Source organism: Geobacillus sp. WSUCF-018B, from assembly GCF_002809985.1.
GTDB lineage: Bacteria > Bacillota > Bacilli > Bacillales > Anoxybacillaceae > Geobacillus > Geobacillus thermophilus.
The window spans coordinates 30,472-44,679 of record NZ_PIJF01000014.1 but is presented as its reverse complement, the minus strand read 5'-3'; the positions used below and the strand labels follow the sequence as shown (position 1 = coordinate 44,679).

The 14,208-nt window shown below is 56.6% G+C and carries 17 protein-coding genes, 1 tRNA gene, 1 pseudogene and 1 riboswitch; of the genes and pseudogenes, 18 read left to right on the top strand and 1 reads right to left on the bottom strand.

Going from position 1 to position 14,208, the window contains the following annotated elements; translation table 11 throughout:
* Positions 1-88 precede the first annotated feature (88 nt).
* Positions 89-970, bottom strand: a complete 882-nt coding sequence (locus CV944_RS06340) for a glycerophosphodiester phosphodiesterase family protein (protein WP_199170443.1) — start codon at positions 968-970, stop codon at positions 89-91.
* A 175-nt stretch (positions 971-1,145) separates the two neighbouring features.
* Here CV944_RS06340 and CV944_RS06335 point away from each other — a divergent pair.
* The 18 genes and pseudogenes from CV944_RS06335 (at position 1,146) to cobM (ending at position 14,208) form a co-directional block, all read left to right on the top strand.
* A tRNA-Gln gene (locus tag CV944_RS06335) sits at positions 1,146-1,217 on the top strand.
* Between the two features lie 257 nt (positions 1,218-1,474).
* Complete coding sequence (rraA, locus tag CV944_RS06330) at positions 1,475-1,960, top strand: ribonuclease E activity regulator RraA (RefSeq protein WP_011231303.1); 486 nt, start codon at positions 1,475-1,477, stop codon at positions 1,958-1,960.
* A 51-nt stretch (positions 1,961-2,011) separates the two neighbouring features.
* Positions 2,012-2,266 carry a hypothetical protein gene (locus tag CV944_RS06325; protein ID WP_008880145.1) on the top strand — a complete coding sequence of 85 codons (255 nt, stop codon included), beginning with the start codon at positions 2,012-2,014 and terminating at the stop codon, positions 2,264-2,266.
* Positions 2,256-2,636, top strand: coding sequence for a retropepsin-like aspartic protease (locus tag CV944_RS06320; protein ID WP_008880146.1), 381 nt, complete (start codon positions 2,256-2,258; stop codon positions 2,634-2,636). Before CV944_RS06325 ends, CV944_RS06320 begins: the two co-directional genes overlap by 11 nt.
* Positions 2,637-2,653: 17 nt before the next feature.
* A pseudogene (locus CV944_RS17950) lies at positions 2,654-2,794 on the top strand (RraA family protein); the annotation flags it as partial.
* Between the two features lie 58 nt (positions 2,795-2,852).
* A riboswitch (cobalamin riboswitch) is annotated at positions 2,853-3,046 on the top strand.
* Between the two features lie 185 nt (positions 3,047-3,231).
* Complete coding sequence (locus tag CV944_RS06310) at positions 3,232-3,630, top strand: (2Fe-2S) ferredoxin domain-containing protein (RefSeq protein ID WP_011231300.1); 399 nt, start codon at positions 3,232-3,234, stop codon at positions 3,628-3,630.
* Positions 3,631-4,374: an energy-coupling factor ABC transporter permease gene (locus tag CV944_RS06305; RefSeq protein ID WP_044742818.1), complete on the top strand. Its 744-nt coding sequence runs from the start codon at positions 3,631-3,633 to the stop codon at positions 4,372-4,374.
* 4 nt (positions 4,375-4,378) lie between these two features.
* Positions 4,379-4,672, top strand: coding sequence for an energy-coupling factor ABC transporter substrate-binding protein (locus CV944_RS06300; protein ID WP_011231298.1), 294 nt, complete (start codon positions 4,379-4,381; stop codon positions 4,670-4,672).
* Positions 4,656-5,381: an energy-coupling factor transporter transmembrane component T family protein gene (locus CV944_RS06295; RefSeq protein ID WP_100663966.1), complete on the top strand. Its 726-nt coding sequence runs from the start codon at positions 4,656-4,658 to the stop codon at positions 5,379-5,381. The genes CV944_RS06300 and CV944_RS06295 overlap by 17 nt, the downstream gene beginning before the upstream one ends.
* A gap of 5 nt (positions 5,382-5,386) precedes the next feature.
* Positions 5,387-6,175: an energy-coupling factor ABC transporter ATP-binding protein gene (locus CV944_RS06290; RefSeq protein ID WP_369806427.1), complete on the top strand. Its 789-nt coding sequence runs from the start codon at positions 5,387-5,389 to the stop codon at positions 6,173-6,175.
* 64 nt (positions 6,176-6,239) lie between these two features.
* On the top strand, positions 6,240-8,021 hold the full coding sequence (cobJ, locus tag CV944_RS06285; RefSeq protein WP_100663964.1) for a precorrin-3B C(17)-methyltransferase: 1,782 nt from the start codon (positions 6,240-6,242) through the stop codon (positions 8,019-8,021).
* 37 nt (positions 8,022-8,058) lie between these two features.
* Positions 8,059-8,883 (top strand): sirohydrochlorin chelatase, encoded by an 825-nt coding sequence (locus CV944_RS06280; protein ID WP_063329957.1) that lies wholly within the window; start codon positions 8,059-8,061, stop codon positions 8,881-8,883.
* A 22-nt stretch (positions 8,884-8,905) separates the two neighbouring features.
* Positions 8,906-9,682: a precorrin-6A reductase gene (gene cobK / locus CV944_RS06275; protein ID WP_100663963.1), complete on the top strand. Its 777-nt coding sequence runs from the start codon at positions 8,906-8,908 to the stop codon at positions 9,680-9,682.
* A gap of 114 nt (positions 9,683-9,796) precedes the next feature.
* Positions 9,797-10,444 (top strand): precorrin-8X methylmutase, encoded by a 648-nt coding sequence (locus CV944_RS06270; protein WP_011231292.1) that lies wholly within the window; start codon positions 9,797-9,799, stop codon positions 10,442-10,444.
* A 6-nt stretch (positions 10,445-10,450) separates the two neighbouring features.
* A complete protein-coding gene (locus CV944_RS06265) occupies positions 10,451-11,569 on the top strand; it encodes a cobalt-precorrin-5B (C(1))-methyltransferase (protein WP_044742813.1) in 1,119 nt (372 codons plus the stop codon).
* Complete coding sequence (locus CV944_RS06260; RefSeq protein WP_063329959.1) at positions 11,535-12,740, top strand: bifunctional cobalt-precorrin-7 (C(5))-methyltransferase/cobalt-precorrin-6B (C(15))-methyltransferase; 1,206 nt, start codon at positions 11,535-11,537, stop codon at positions 12,738-12,740. The genes CV944_RS06265 and CV944_RS06260 overlap by 35 nt, the downstream gene beginning before the upstream one ends.
* The gene (gene cobI, locus CV944_RS06255; protein ID WP_011887473.1) at positions 12,737-13,438 is read left to right on the top strand and encodes a precorrin-2 C(20)-methyltransferase; all 702 of its coding nucleotides are present in this window, start codon (positions 12,737-12,739) and stop codon (positions 13,436-13,438) included. Before CV944_RS06260 ends, cobI begins: the two co-directional genes overlap by 4 nt.
* Positions 13,435-14,208: a precorrin-4 C(11)-methyltransferase gene (gene cobM / locus CV944_RS06250; protein ID WP_100663962.1), complete on the top strand. Its 774-nt coding sequence runs from the start codon at positions 13,435-13,437 to the stop codon at positions 14,206-14,208. The genes cobI and cobM overlap by 4 nt, the downstream gene beginning before the upstream one ends.

Genomic DNA, 14,208 nt, shown 5'->3' with positions numbered 1-14,208 from the left:
ATCGGGTCAAATGGGAACGATTTTCGTTTTTATTAACCATAATAACATTATGTAAACAATAAACTCCCCCTGGCTCCCTGAAGGCCGGTCAATGGCGGGGCAGACGACGGCAGGCGGCAATGCGGCCAGGGCGGTCTGGATAATCGGTGAACAGGCCGTCAACGCCCATGGCGCATAGGCGAGCGAGATCGTGTGGTTCATTGACGGTATAGACGTGAACAATGAGCCCGCGGCCATGGGCGGCGCGCACCCACTCTTCGGTGACGGCTGAGAGCGGCAAGCCGATGCCATCGGCATAGACGGCGATTTGTTGCAGCAGCTCGTCGCGGCCGCTGTGCGCTTCCTTCTCGTCGACCAATTGAATGAGCCGAATGCCGTGCGGGATGAGCGGCCGGAGCGCTTGCAAGCTTTCCGGGTGGAACGATTGAAACATGACGCGGCGCTGTTGCAGGAAACCGTGTTTTTTCAATAGATGGACGACCGCCTCTTCGATGCCGGGCTGTTTCGTTTCGATGTACAACGGGGCTTCCACACGCTCCGCTTTCAGCATCTGAATCACCTCATCAAGCGTCGGGATGCGCTCGCCGGCAAAGCGTGGATGAAACCACGACCCGGCATCCAATTTTTTGAGCTCACGCAATGAAAAATCGCTGACCCGCCATGGCGACCGGTGCGGGTAAACCGTTTCGACATTTGTCGTCCGGGCGAGCGTCGCATCATGCAGGGCAACGAGCTTCCCGTCTTTCGTTGCGCGCACATCGACTTCGATATAGTCCGCCTGCATGCGGGCGGCAAGGCGGTAGGATGAGAGCGTATGCTCCGGCGCGTATCCGGACGCGCCGCGGTGGGCGATGACGGCGGTTTTCGGCTGGCTGGATGGCTGCCAGGCAGCCGCGGCCGCTAAGACGATCGGCAACGATAACAAAAACAATGCGCAAAGATAGAAGCGAAAAACCGTGATCCGGCGCATAGACATCTCTCCCCTTCCAGTATCATATCAGGAAAACAAGTGTTAGGGGAATACGGGGTGATATAGTGGGGAAAGGGTGCTTGTACCGATAGTGTCGCACATCAAGCAAAAGGATATTCAGGTTGATGCATAACGTGCACCATCATGCCGCATACTGTAAACGACAACAAAACGTTGGGCTATAGCCAAGCGGTAAGGCAACGGACTTTGACTCCGTGATGCGCTGGTTCGAATCCAGCTAGCCCAGCTGAACGTCTGGTCAAACCGGAGGGGCTTTGAGCCGGTGAAAACGGTCTCCGCTATATATCGGCGCGGGGCCGTTTTTTATGGTTTCAATGCGATCGGTGGAATACATCGAAGCGATTGACGGCCACACAATGGTTTGGTTCACATCGCCGCGTTCGTGTCAGTCGTTCGAATGAAAGATCGTCGACAAAAAACTGCTGAGGCAGAAGGATTTTGGCGAATGACGGCGAATGCAAAACATGAAAGGGGAGAGCGACAATGAAAACAGCCGATTTATGCGATCAATTTTTAGACGAGTTGCAAGTATGCGAGTTGCCGTTCCAATCGTACGGCGGAAAACGGATGTTTTCCGGGCCGATCGCGACGGTCGACGTGTTTGAGGACAACGTCCTTGTCCGCGAAGCGCTGGAGACGGTGCCGCCGGGGACGGTGCTCGTGGTCGATGGAAAAGGCTCGCGCCGCGTCGCGCTATTAGGCGACCGGCTGGCGCAAATCGCTTGCGAGAGGGGGCTTGCTGGCGTCATCATCCACGGCTGCATCCGCGATTCAGCGGAAATTGGCGCCATGCCGATTGGCGTGATGGCGATCGGCACATGCCCAGTGAAAAGCAAAAAAGAAGGAAAAGGCGCCCGCGACGTTGTGCTCGAGTTCGGCGGCGTCCGCTGGGAGCCAGGGGCGTACGTGTACGCTGATGCGGACGGCGTTGTCGTCGCCAACAAAGATTTGTTGGCGAAAAATGGTTGACGGCTGCGGTCGAGTCTCGTTCAATACAACGAACAGGTTGAGGCGATGGAGATGGAATGGCAGGAAGTGCGTTCATTGTATCCAAATCAATTTGTGAAATTACAAGTATTAAAGTCCCATTTAGAGGGAGATCAAGAAATCATTGAAGAGGTGGCTGTTATCGGAACGGTTTCGGACAAGGATGCAACTCGTGAGTTGCTGCAATCGAAAGGGAATCAGCTTGTTTATCATACTAGCCACAAGGAGATTGTTTTAAAAGTTCGGGGAGCGATTGGCCTGAGAGGGAAATTTCATTATGCAGATTGAATATCGTGAAGGCTTGCTGTTTGCATCGATCGAAATCGTTTATCAAGGAAGGTCTAAGTTGATTCATAATATGGTGATTGATACTGGTGCGGCGAAAACAGTGATTTCTCAAAATGCAGTAGAAGATATTCATTTGCGGGTAGAGCCGGGCGATCGTATTGTGGCTTATTACGGAATCGGTGGGAAAGAGTACGCGTTTACAAAAAAATTAGACTGTATTCAGCTAGATTCTTTCCAGCTAAGAGAGTATGAAATTGATTTTAGCGGGATGGACTATGAGGGGATTAACGGTTTGTTAGGATTGGATATATTGCTGGGCGCTGGATTTGTCTTAGACCTGGACAAGTTGGAGATGTATCGTTCTGGTTGAAATGGAACGCCCGCTCGAAATGCCAAAAAGAAGGAAAAGGCGCCCGCGACGTTGTGCTCGAGTTCGGCGGCGTCCGCTGGGAGCCGGGCGCATACGTGTACGCCGATGCCGACGGCGTTGTCGTCGCCCGCGAAGATTTGTCGGCAAAAAACGGTTGACGCCTGCCAGCAAGTTGTACTACGATGAGAACGGATGCTTGTTCCATGACAAGATCAATAGGCGAGAAACAAACAAGGTGCCTAAGCCTGCTCTAGGGTTTGGGTGAAAAGGGAAGCCCGGTGAAAATCCGGCACGGTGCCCGCCACTGTGATGGGGAGCTTTGCGGCAGCAAGTCACTGAAGGATGCTTCGGGAAGACGCCGCCAAGCGATGATCCTAAGTCAGGAGACCTGCCTTGTTTGGATCGGACGGATGCCTACGGGACTATAGGCAGACGTGCGGGAGAATGACGGCTTTAGGGGCCCTGTTTGGGCCGTTTGCGGCTTTCGTATACATTTTTCTGCACCTCTGCTGTAGAGGTGCTTTTTCTTTTGCCGAAAACCTGCCCGTCTGTCTGCGTCTAAATTCTATCATTCTAGCCAAAAAGGGGGGATTCGGTGGCGACATGGGATTTGCGGGGAATGAAGCATCATGTGCTCATTTGCAACGGAGGGACGTGCCTCCGCCATGGCGGGGATGATGTGACAACGGCGGTGCGCGAGGAGATCGCCCGTCTCGGGCTTGACGACGCTGTCCATACAACAAGGACGCGCTGCAACGGACGCTGTCAAGATGCGTGTGTGATGATCGTCTATCCGCAAGGCATCTGGTATCGACAGATGACGCCGGAGCGGGCGAAGGAGGTTGTGCGCGCCCATTTGGGTGAGGGGGTTCCGATGCGGGAGTGGGCGACGTATGAATACGAAGGCGAATTGGTGTTGACGCCAGCCGGCGAACGGGAGGCGCCAAGCGGAAAACGGAAAACGGAACATGCTGCGAAAGGAGTGAAGGGATAAATGAAGAGAGCGGTTCGATGGAGCGGAATGGTGGCTTTGTTCGTTTCCTATTTTTTGTTGACGAATGAAAATGAAGCGTATGCCATGCATATTATGGAAGGATTTTTGCCTGTCAAATGGGCGCTGTTTTGGTGGCTGTTGTTTTTGCCGTTCTTTGTGTTCGGATTGCGGCGGCTTGTGCATACGCTGAAGCAGCACCCCGAACATAAGCTTCTGATGGCGTTAGCTGGCGCGTTTACATTTGTATTGTCGGCGTTGAAAATTCCATCCGTCACCGGCAGCAGCTCGCATCCGACCGGGATCGGCTTCGGCTCGGTTTTGTTTGGACCATGGGTGATGGTGGTGATCGGCACAGTCGTTCTTCTCTTTCAAGCGCTGCTTCTTGCCCACGGAGGAGTGACGACGCTTGGGGCCAATGCGATGTCGATGGCGATCGTCGGCCCGTTCGTCGCGTACGGAGTGTATCAACTGTGCCGAAAAGGGGCGGTATCCAATCGAGCGGCTTTGTTTCTTGCCGCTTGTTTGTCTGATTTGGCTACATATGTCATGACGTCCCTGCAGCTTGCCCTGGCGTTTCCGTCTCCTGATGGGGGAGTCACCGCCTCGTTTTTGAAATTCGCCGGCATTTTTGCCATTACTCAAGTGCCGTTGGCGGTGACGGAAGGCATCATAACGGTAATCGTCTGGAACTGGCTTTCCTCCTATCAAGCTTCTCCGCTGTTCCAAAAGGAAAAGGGGGCGTAATGCGATGAAGAAAAATGGCTTGCTCGTGTTGCTGGCTGCTTTGCTTGTCATCATTCCGCTTTGGTGGGCGCGCGGATCGGAATTCGGTGGAACGGACGATCAGGCGGAAAAAGCCATTCAAACGCTCAACCCGCATTACCGGCCGTGGTTTGAGTCGATCTTCACCCCTCCAGGCGGCGAAGTCGAAACGCTTCTGTTCTCGCTGCAAGCCGCGCTTGGCGCCGGCGTGATCGGCTACGTCGTCGGGTTGTACAAAGGGCGTTCGGAGCGGAAAAACAGCCATGATTCGCGAGTTTGACCGTTGGGCGTATGACAACCGGCTGCGGGCATGGCGGGCGGAGTGGAAGCTGATCGTGGCGTTTGTTATGCTTGCCGTTGTCATGATGGGCGGCTGGCGCGAACAATGGCTTGTGCTCATCGGAATGGCGTATTGGATTGTCGCTCGTGCACGAGTGCCGTTTTCCGTGTATGGAAAAGCGATGCTCGCCGCCTCCGTTTTTTTAGGGCTCAGCCTGCTGACGCTCGTTGTGTCCGTGTCGGTTCCTTTTCAAATAACTTTCATCGACAGCCAGCTGCAGCCGGCTGCAAAGCTCGCCGTCCGCTCCCTTGCCGCCTGGTCGTGCTTGTTTTTCCTTCTCATTACGACGCCGGCGCCGGACTTGATTGCGGTGCTGAGGCGAATGCGGCTGCCGGCGTCGCTCGTGGAACTTTGCTTTCTTATGTATCGCTTTATCTTTTTGCTCGAGCAGGCGGCCGCAGAGCTAATGCTGGCGCTGCGGGCCCGCAGCGGGGGAACGCATTGGCGGCATGGCGGGATGCTGATGTACCAACTATGGATGAAAACGTGGCAGTCGTATGAAGCGTTCAGCCGTTCGCTTGCGGCGCGTGGAGGCGTCGCGTCGGCTGGGCATACGCATCAGCGGGAAAAAGCGCATGTGCCTCTTGTCGATGTTGCGGCCGGCATCATCATGGCCTTGCTGCTTGGTTGGGCATGGCGGAAGGGGTGAAAACGTTGCTGCTGCGGATGGAACGAGTGAAATACGCTTACCAGGCGGAACGGTATGTGCTAAATGGGGTTGATTGGGAAATTCCAGAGCGAAAAAAATGCGCCTTGATCGGGCCAAACGGCTGCGGCAAAACGACGTTGTTTCTTCATTTGAACGGGCTGCTGCGGGCGCAGGAAGGAGCGGTGTATTGGAAAGGGCGCAACATGTATGAACGCGGCGCTGATTGGGCGCAATGGCGGCGTGAAGTCGGCATCGTCTTTCAAAATCCGGAGCATCAAATCCTTGCTCCGCTCGTGCGTGATGAATTGGCGATCAGCTTAGTCCATGCCGGAATCGATCGAGAAAAAATGGGGGAGGCGCTTGCCGCGATTACGGCGGAATACCACCTTCAATCTTGGCTGGACCGCCCGACCCATCAATTCAGTCTCGGACAGAAAAAATGGCTGACGCTCTGCTGTACGATGGCGGCCAAGCCGGACTTGCTCGTATTGGACGAACCGACCGCCTATTTGGATCAGCATCAGACAAAGCAGTTTCTCAAACAAATTGACGCCATTCACCAGGCGGGGACGACTGTGTTGATCGCCACCCATGACATGGATTTCGTCTGGCAGTGGGCGGATGTCGTCGCGGTCATGCACGAAGGACGGATCGTGATGCAAGGGGCGCCCGAAGACGTATTCGCCGACCGCCAGCGGCTGTTGGACATCCGCTTGGATGTTCCGCTGTTCGTGCGGCTTTGGCAAGCATGGCGGCCAGAGGAAAAGATCGTCCCCCGATGTGTTGCGCCGTGAAAGGGACATGAGCGGCGAATGGAGTGTGAAAAATGGGTGCTAGTCGGCAAAAGGAGGGATCATGATGAGCGGCAAATTGCTCATTGTCGGCTTCGGCCCGGGAAGCGTCGACCATATGACGAAACGGGCTCGGGAAGCAATTGAAGAAAGCGACGTCATCATCGGCTACAAAACGTACATCGAACTTGTGCGCGATCTCATTGCTGGAAAAGAGATCATCAGCACAGGCATGACCGAAGAAGTGAGCCGCGCCCAAGCGGCGGTGAAGTGGGCCGAGCGCGGCAAAACGGTTGCCGTCATCTCCAGCGGCGACGCCGGGTTGTACGGCATGGCGGGGCTCGTGTATGAAGTGTTGATCGAAAAAGGGTGGACGAAAGCGAGTCCGATTGAAGTCGAAGTCATCCCCGGCATTTCCGCGATTCATTCGTGCGCGGCGCTGCTTGGCGCCCCGATTATGCACGATGCCTGTACGATCAGTTTGAGCGATCATTTGACGCCGTGGGAGCTGATTGAAAAGCGGATTGACGCCGCGGCGGCGGCCGATTTTGTCATCGCGCTGTACAACCCGAAAAGCGGGCGGCGCACTCGGCAGATTGTGGAGGCGCAGCGCATCCTGCTTCGCCACCGGTCTCCGGAGACCCCGGTCGGTCTGGTAAAAAGCGCGTATCGCGAGCGTCAGCATATCGTCCTCACCGACTTGGCGCATATGCTTGACCATGAGATCGGCATGTTGACGACGGTGATTATCGGCAACTCAACGACATTCGTCCATGACGGCGTGATGATCACGCCGCGCGGCTACCAGCGCAAATACCAGTTGACCGCCGCCGTCCAGCCGCTCAAACCGCATGAACGGCTACGCAAAGAGGCGGAGCCATGGGCGCTTGACCAGACGAAGCCGCTGAGAGAGCCGGACGAAGAAAACGGAGAAGCGTTTCGGCCGTTTGCCGCGGCTGCCTCCGCTTTCGGCGACGAGAAAGACCGCGGTTTTGCCGCCGTAGCGGTTTTGCCGCCGGCTGTGGACGCGGCCGCGAAGGAAGCTGGATTGGCGCCGGCAGCTTCCGCTTTTTCGCTGCCGGAGGAGCCATTCGTCCAAACGGAAAACCGGCCGTCATCCGCTCTGTTGCATCGGGTGAGAGAAACAGCGGAGGACGCGCTTGCAGCATTGGAAAGAAGAACGACAAAGAAGGCGTCCGCCGTGCTGTTCGAAGCGGCAGTGAGCCCAGGGGTGGCCAACAAGCAGTTTACTCCGGAGCAGCTCATCGCGCTCGCCGAAGCGGTCGGACCGGACGGGAAAATGACGTACACGCCGGATCATTATATCAAAATCGAGCGGGTGACAGAGGATCCAAAAGGGCTTGTCGATCGGCTCGCTGCTGTCGGACTGATGGTGATGCCGGTTGGTGATGTGCTGACGGTGAAGGCATGTGATTTTTGCGATGGAGAGAAAAAAGACGCCATTCCATACGCGGAGGAATTGGCGCGGCGATTTGGGGGCATGGCGCTGCCGAAAGAGTTGAAGCTTGGCATCAACGGCTGCGGCATGGCATGCTACGGCGCGGTGCGCGAAGACATCGGGCTTGTGTACCGGAAAGGGAAATTTGACTTGTTTTTAGGCGGGAAAACGGTCGGCCGCAACGCCCATCCCGGCCAGCTCGTTGCGGAAGGCATCCCGCCGGAAGAGATGGTGGCCATTGTGGCGGACATCATTGAACAGTACAAAGAACATGCTCATCCGAACGAACGATTTCATAAGTTTTTTGCCCGCGTGAAACAAATCGGCCGCTTTTCGTACGAGGAGGCCAAGACGGCGGCGAAGATCAAAACGCCGGCATGCGGTGAGTAACCTCGGATGGAGCGATATAAAAGAGAGGAGAGCGAATATGAGAGCCATTTTATTTGTCGGCCATGGAAGCCGCGACCCGGAAGGAAATGAGCAAGTACAGCAGTTTGTCGACTGCCTGCGGCCGCGTCTTTCTGCTTCTTTCCATGTTGAAACGAGTTTTCTAGAGTTTGGCCGTCCGTCGATCAGCGAAGGAATCGCGCGGTGCGTTGAGGCCGGAGCGGCGGAAGTGGCGGTCATTCCGCTCATTTTATTGCCGGCTGGGCATTCGAAGCTGCACATCCCGGCGGAAATCGATGAGGCGAAAGCGCGCTATCCGCACATCATGTTTCGATATGGACGGCCGATCGGCGTTCATGAGCAGACGTTCGCGATTTTGCGCGAGCGTCTGCAAGAAATCGGCGAGCGGCCGGAAGAGCCAGACGACGGCACAGCGGTCATTTTGCTCGGCCGCGGCGGGAGCGACCCGGACGCGAACAGCGACTTGTATAAAATCGCCCGCTTGTTTTGGGAACAAACGGGCTATGCGCTCATCGAGCCGGCGTTTATGGGGGTGACGACGCCGTCGCTTGATGACGCCGTCCGCCGCTGTCTCATGCTTGGGGCGAAGCGGATCGTCGTTTTGCCGTATTTTTTGTTCACCGGTGTGCTCATCAAGCGGCTTGAACGGCAAGTGGCGCAATACCGCCTCGATCACCCGCACGTCTCATTTGCGCTGGCCGATTATGTCGGCTTTCATCCGAAACTGATCGATATCGTGCTTGACCGCCTGCAAGAAGTGCTCGATCAAACGGTGGCGATGAACTGCGATGTCTGTCAATACCGGCTGCACGTTTCTCACCATCATCATCACCATCATCACTAAAAAACAAAAAGGGGGAGCGCTGATGATTTTGATGTTGGCAGGGACGAGCGATGCCCGCGAATTGGCGGTGATGATCCAACAAGCCGGCTATAACGTAACCGCGACGGTCGTCACTGATCACGCGGCCGAACAGCTTCGGTCATCCGGCATTCGCGCCTACGTCGGCCGCTTGGATGCGTCCCAGCTTGCCGAGCTGGCCAAAGCCGAGGGAGCCAAAGCGATTGTCGATGCGAGCCATCCATTTGCGGAGGAGGCGTCGAAAAACGCCATGCAAGCGTCGGCCGCTGCCGAATTGCCGTACATCCGCTATGAGCGGCAGGCGTCTTCGCTTTCATCCGAGAAGGTGACATTTGTCGACAGCTATGAAGAAGCGGCTGACTTGGCGGCGGAAAAAGGCGGCGTCGTGATGCTGACGACCGGCAGCAAAACGCTCGACATTTTCGCCGCCAAACTGCTCAATCGCCCAAACGTGAAGGTGATCGCCCGGATGCTCCCGAGAAAAGACAATTTGGACAAATGCGAGCGTCTTGGGTTTTCGCAAGAGCAGATCGTCATGATGCAGGGGCCGTTTACCCAAGAGCTCGACCGGGCGCTGTACCGTCATTTCGGCGTCACGGTCGTCGTCACGAAAGAAAGCGGCAAAGTCGGGTTTGTGGATGAGAAAATCGCCGCCGCCGAGGAGCTCGGCATCGAGGTCATCGTCATCCGCCGCCCGCGGCTGTCATACGGCATCGTGCACCACGATTTTGCCGGCGTGCTTGAGTCGTTGAAGCAGCATGCCCCGCTTCCGACGGCGTAAACGGATGGACATTCCTCCATGCCGCTGGGTAAAGCGCACACGTAGTGTCAAACAAAATAGATTTGGCTAGCGGGAGTTCCCTGAACATCAAGCGAAAAAAGGAGCGAGTGAAAGATGGAGTTTCATACCACGTTTCGTCCGGCCACCGTCCAGCCGGAACAAATTGAAGCGCGAAGTTTTCAAATCATTGATGAAGAGATCGGCGAGCATTCGTTTACGGAAGAACAATATCGAATCGTTCAGCGCGTCATCCATGCATCGGCTGATTTTGAGCTTGGCAAAAGTCTTCTTTTCCACCCGGATGCGATTCGCTCAGGCATTGATGCCATCCGCAGCGGCAAGCTTGTCGTCGCCGATGTGCAAATGGTGCAAGCCGGCGTCAATCAAGCGCGGTTGGCGAAGTTCGGCAGCGCGGTGCGTGTCTATATTTCTGATGAAGACGTGATCGCGGAAGCGAAACGGCTGAATACGACGAGGGCGATTGTGGCGATGCGCAAAGCGGTGAAAGAAGCGGAAGGCGGCATTTTCGCCATTGGCAACGCTCCGACAGCGTTATTGGAGCTCATTCGCCTCATCAAAGAAGGAGAAGCGCGGCCGGGGCTTGTGATCGGCTTGCCGGTCGGATTCGTCTCGGCGGCGGAATCGAAAGAAGAATTGGCGAAGCTCGATGTGCCGTTCATCACCAACCGCGGCCGCAAAGGAGGAAGCACCGTGACGGTCGCCGCTTTGAATGCGTTATCGCTGCTTGCCGAGCGAGCGTGACGAACGATGGAAACAAAAAAAACGCTGCGTGAAGGATATACGACCGGATCGTGCGCGGCAGCGGCCACGAAAGCCGCGCTCACGGCGCTCATCACTGGCCAAGTGCAGACAGACGCGACGATTCGCCTTCCGATCGGGCGGGTCGTCACCTTTTCACTTGCCTCTTGTTCGTTCGAAGGCGAAACGGCGACTGCAGCTGTGGTGAAAGACGGCGGCGATGATCCGGATGCGACGCACGGTGCGCTCATCGTTTCCACTGTCTCATGGGCCTCGTCGCCGGGCGTTCATATTGACGGCGGGGAAGGGGTCGGACGCGTCACGAAACCCGGCTTGCCGGTGCCGGTCGGGGAAGCCGCGATCAATCCAGTGCCGCGGCAAATGATCCGCGAAGCAGTCAACGAAGTATTGGCGCAATACGGTTTACATCGCGGAGTGAACGTTGTCATTTCCGTGCCCGGCGGCGAGGAAATCGCCAAAAAAACGTTGAATCCGAGGCTTGGCATTATGGGCGGCATTTCGATTTTAGGAACGCGGGGCATCGTCGTTCCGTTCTCGACCGCCGCCTACCGGGCGAGCATCGTACAGGCGCTTCAAGTGGCGAAAGCGAACGGCTGCCGCCATGTCGTGATCACGACCGGGGGGCGGAGCGAGAAATATGCCATGCAAGAGTATCCGCATTTGCCGGAAGAAGCATTTATTGAAATGGGTGATTTTGTCGGGTTTACGCTGAAGCAATGCAAACGGCTTGGCATCAAGATGGTGTCGATGGTCGGGATGATGGGGAAATTTTCGAAAGTCGCCCAAGGGGTGATGATGGTGCACTCGAAAAGCGCTCCGGTTGACTTCGGTTTTTTGGCGGCGCTCGCTGAGCAAGCCGGCGCCTCTTCCGCGTTGGTGGCCGCGGTGCGCGGCGCGAACACGGCGGCGCAAGTCGGCGACATGATGCAAGAAGCCGGCTGCACGAAGTTTTTCGAACTGTTGTGTGAGGCGTGTTGCCGGGCAGCGCTCAACGAAGTCGGAGGCGGCTTGACGGTGGCGACGTCCATTTACACCATGAACGGACAACGATTAGGAAAGGCGGTGCAAATTGATGGGGACGATGAAACTGATCGGCGTGGGAGCTGACGGGAAGGCAAGTCTTCCTGAGCTGTATCGGCGCTGGATTGATGAAAGCGAACTGCTTGTCGGCGGCGAGCGGCAGCTGGCGATGTTTCCCGATTACAAAGGAGAAACGATCGTCATCCGCCGCGGACTGGCGGAGCTGGTGGAGCGGCTTCGGCACGAGACGCGCCGTACTGTCGTGCTGGCGTCTGGCGATCCGCTCTTTTACGGCATCGGCAGCTATTTGGCCGGCAAATTGCCGATTGAGGTGTATCCGGCGGTCAGCTCGGTGCAATGGGCGTTTGCGAAAATGGGGGAGTCTTGGCAAGATGCCGCATTTGTCAGCGCCCATGGCCGCCCGCTCACCGGCCTCGTGCAACGGATCGACGGGCGGCGCAAAGTCGCCATCTTAACCGATGAGACGAACTCGCCGGCCGTCATCGCCCGCTATTTGCTCGAGTACGGCATGACGGAATATGAGGCGTTTGTCGGCGAGGAGCTCGGCGGCCCGAACGAGCGCTGCCGCTTGTTTTCGTTGGAAGAGATGGCGGAAGCCGAGTTTCTTCCATTAAATATAGTCATTTTGCGGCAGACAGCGCCAAGCCCGGTTTGGCCGTTCGGCATTGAGGATGACGAGTTTTTTCAGCGCAAGCCGGACAAAGGATTGATCACGAAAAAAGAAATCCGAGTTTTAAGTCTAAGCGCCTTGCGCTTGCGCCCGGACAGCGTCGTCTGGGATATTGGAACGTGCACCGGTTCGGTGGCGATTGAAGCGGCGAAAATCGCCCGCGACGGCGCCGTGTTTGCGATTGAAAAAAATGAACAAGATATCGAACTTTGCCGGCAAAACTTGCGCAAATTCCGCGTCGATATCACACTTGTGCACGGCAGGGCGCCCGATCGGCTCGACGAATTTGCCGACCCGGACGCCATCTTTATCGGCGGCACGTCAGGGGCGATGGCGCCATTGCTGGATGTGTGCTGCCGCCGCTTGAAACGAAACGGGCGCATCGTCATCAATGCGGCGACGATCGAGACGCTGGCCGAAGCGAGCCGCGAGCTCGGCGAACGCGGGTTTCATGTCGATATCACGCTCGCGCAAGTGTCGCGAAGCAAGCCGATTTTGAACTTGACGCGCTTTGAGGCGCTCAATCCGGTGTACATCATAGCCGCGAAGCGGGAGGGAGAGGAATGACGGGAACATTATATGGCATCGGCGTGGGCCCAGGCGATCCGGAGCTGATGACCGTCAAGGCATACCGCCGCCTAAAAGAGGCGGAGGTGATCGCCTATCCAAAAAAAGGGCGGCAAAGCAAAAGCTATGCCGAACAAATTATTGACGCGTATTTTGCGCCGGAGGAAAAACGCCGGCTTGGGCTTCATTTTCCGATGACAAAAGACGTGGCCGTGCTTGAACCAAAATGGAACGAAGCAGCCGACGCCATTTGGGCGGAACTGTCGGCTGGGCGCGATGTCGCGTTTGTCACCGAAGGCGATCCGCTGTTGTACAGCACGTTCATCCATTTGATGCATGTGATGGAGCGACGCTATCCAGACGCGCCGATCGAAGTCGTCCCCGGCGTCAGCTCGGCGAACGCCGCCGCCGCCCGGCTTCGCCTGCCGCTTGCGGACGGCGATGAGCAAGTGGCGATCGTGCCGGCGCGTGACGACTATGAAGCGATGAAAGCCGCGATTCTTGCACATGATTGTGTCATCTTTTTTAAAGTAGCGAAAGTGATCGACTTGATGATCCGCCTCCTGCGCGAGCTCGATTTGCTTCATCGGGCGGCAGTGGTGACGAAAGTGACGTCAAGGGAAGAAGTCATTTGGGACGTTGAGCGGCTCGAAGGGGCAGAACTCGAATATTTGACATTGCTGGTGGTGAGAAAGTGAAGCTGTATATCATCGGAGCGGGGCCGGGGGCGCCGGATTTGATCACCGTTCGAGGAGCGGAGCTGTTGGCCGCGGCGGACGCCATTTTTTACACCGACTCGTTAGTGAGCGAGGAACTGATTGAGCGTTACCGGAAGGCGGAGGCAGAGGTGTTTCATACGGCTGGCATGCATTTGGAACAAATGGTGGCGATGATGGCCGACAAGGTGAGGCAAGGTCGGCTCGTCGTCCGCGTGCATACAGGTGATCCATCGATTTACGGGGCGACGCTCGAGCAAATCGCCTTGTTGAAAGAAGAAGGAATTGAAGTGGAAATCGTCCCCGGCGTCAGTTCGGCGTTTGCCGCCGCGGCCGCCGTGCAGGCGGAGCTCACCGTTCCGGAATTGACGCAGACGGTCATTTTCACCCGCGCCGAGGGGCGGACGCCGATGCCGCCGCGTGAGAAATTGCAGGAGCTGGCGCAGCATCATTGCACCCTTGTCCTCTTTTTAAGCGCGACGCTTGCCAAAAAAGTAAGCGCGGCGCTCCTTGACGCGGGCTGGAGCGGTGATACGCCGGTGGCGGTCGTCTATAAGGCGACATGGCCGGATGAAGTCGTGATTCGTTCCACCGTTGCCACAATGGCTGACGATATGCGGCGCTATGGCGTGACGAAGCACGCCATCATCTTAGCCGGCTGGGCGCTCGATCCGCATATTCATGGACAAGGCTATCGGTCGAAGCTGTATGACCGGACGTTTACGCACGGATATCGAAAGGGGGAGGCGTAA

What these genes read in the sequence shown, in the direction of transcription:
- cobI (WP_011887473.1), top strand. Translation starts at nt 12,737, where the DNA reads ATGACGGGAACATTATATGGCATCGGCGTGGGCCCAGGCGATCCGGAG.
- rraA (WP_011231303.1), top strand. Translation starts at nt 1,475, where the DNA reads ATGAAAACAGCCGATTTATGCGATCAATTTTTAGACGAGTTGCAAGTA.
- CV944_RS06300 (WP_011231298.1), top strand. Translation starts at nt 4,379, where the DNA reads ATGAAGAAAAATGGCTTGCTCGTGTTGCTGGCTGCTTTGCTTGTCATC.
- CV944_RS06325 (WP_008880145.1), top strand. Translation starts at nt 2,012, where the DNA reads ATGGAATGGCAGGAAGTGCGTTCATTGTATCCAAATCAATTTGTGAAA.
- CV944_RS06340 (WP_199170443.1), bottom strand. Translation starts at nt 970, where the DNA reads ATGCGCCGGATCACGGTTTTTCGCTTCTATCTTTGCGCATTGTTTTTG.
- cobK (WP_100663963.1), top strand. Translation starts at nt 8,906, where the DNA reads ATGATTTTGATGTTGGCAGGGACGAGCGATGCCCGCGAATTGGCGGTG.
- CV944_RS06270 (WP_011231292.1), top strand. Translation starts at nt 9,797, where the DNA reads ATGGAGTTTCATACCACGTTTCGTCCGGCCACCGTCCAGCCGGAACAA.
- CV944_RS06320 (WP_008880146.1), top strand. Translation starts at nt 2,256, where the DNA reads ATGCAGATTGAATATCGTGAAGGCTTGCTGTTTGCATCGATCGAAATC.
- CV944_RS06305 (WP_044742818.1), top strand. Translation starts at nt 3,631, where the DNA reads ATGAAGAGAGCGGTTCGATGGAGCGGAATGGTGGCTTTGTTCGTTTCC.
- CV944_RS06280 (WP_063329957.1), top strand. Translation starts at nt 8,059, where the DNA reads ATGAGAGCCATTTTATTTGTCGGCCATGGAAGCCGCGACCCGGAAGGA.
- CV944_RS06295 (WP_100663966.1), top strand. Translation starts at nt 4,656, where the DNA reads ATGATTCGCGAGTTTGACCGTTGGGCGTATGACAACCGGCTGCGGGCA.
- cobJ (WP_100663964.1), top strand. Translation starts at nt 6,240, where the DNA reads ATGAGCGGCAAATTGCTCATTGTCGGCTTCGGCCCGGGAAGCGTCGAC.
- CV944_RS06260 (WP_063329959.1), top strand. Translation starts at nt 11,535, where the DNA reads ATGGGGACGATGAAACTGATCGGCGTGGGAGCTGACGGGAAGGCAAGT.
- CV944_RS06265 (WP_044742813.1), top strand. Translation starts at nt 10,451, where the DNA reads ATGGAAACAAAAAAAACGCTGCGTGAAGGATATACGACCGGATCGTGC.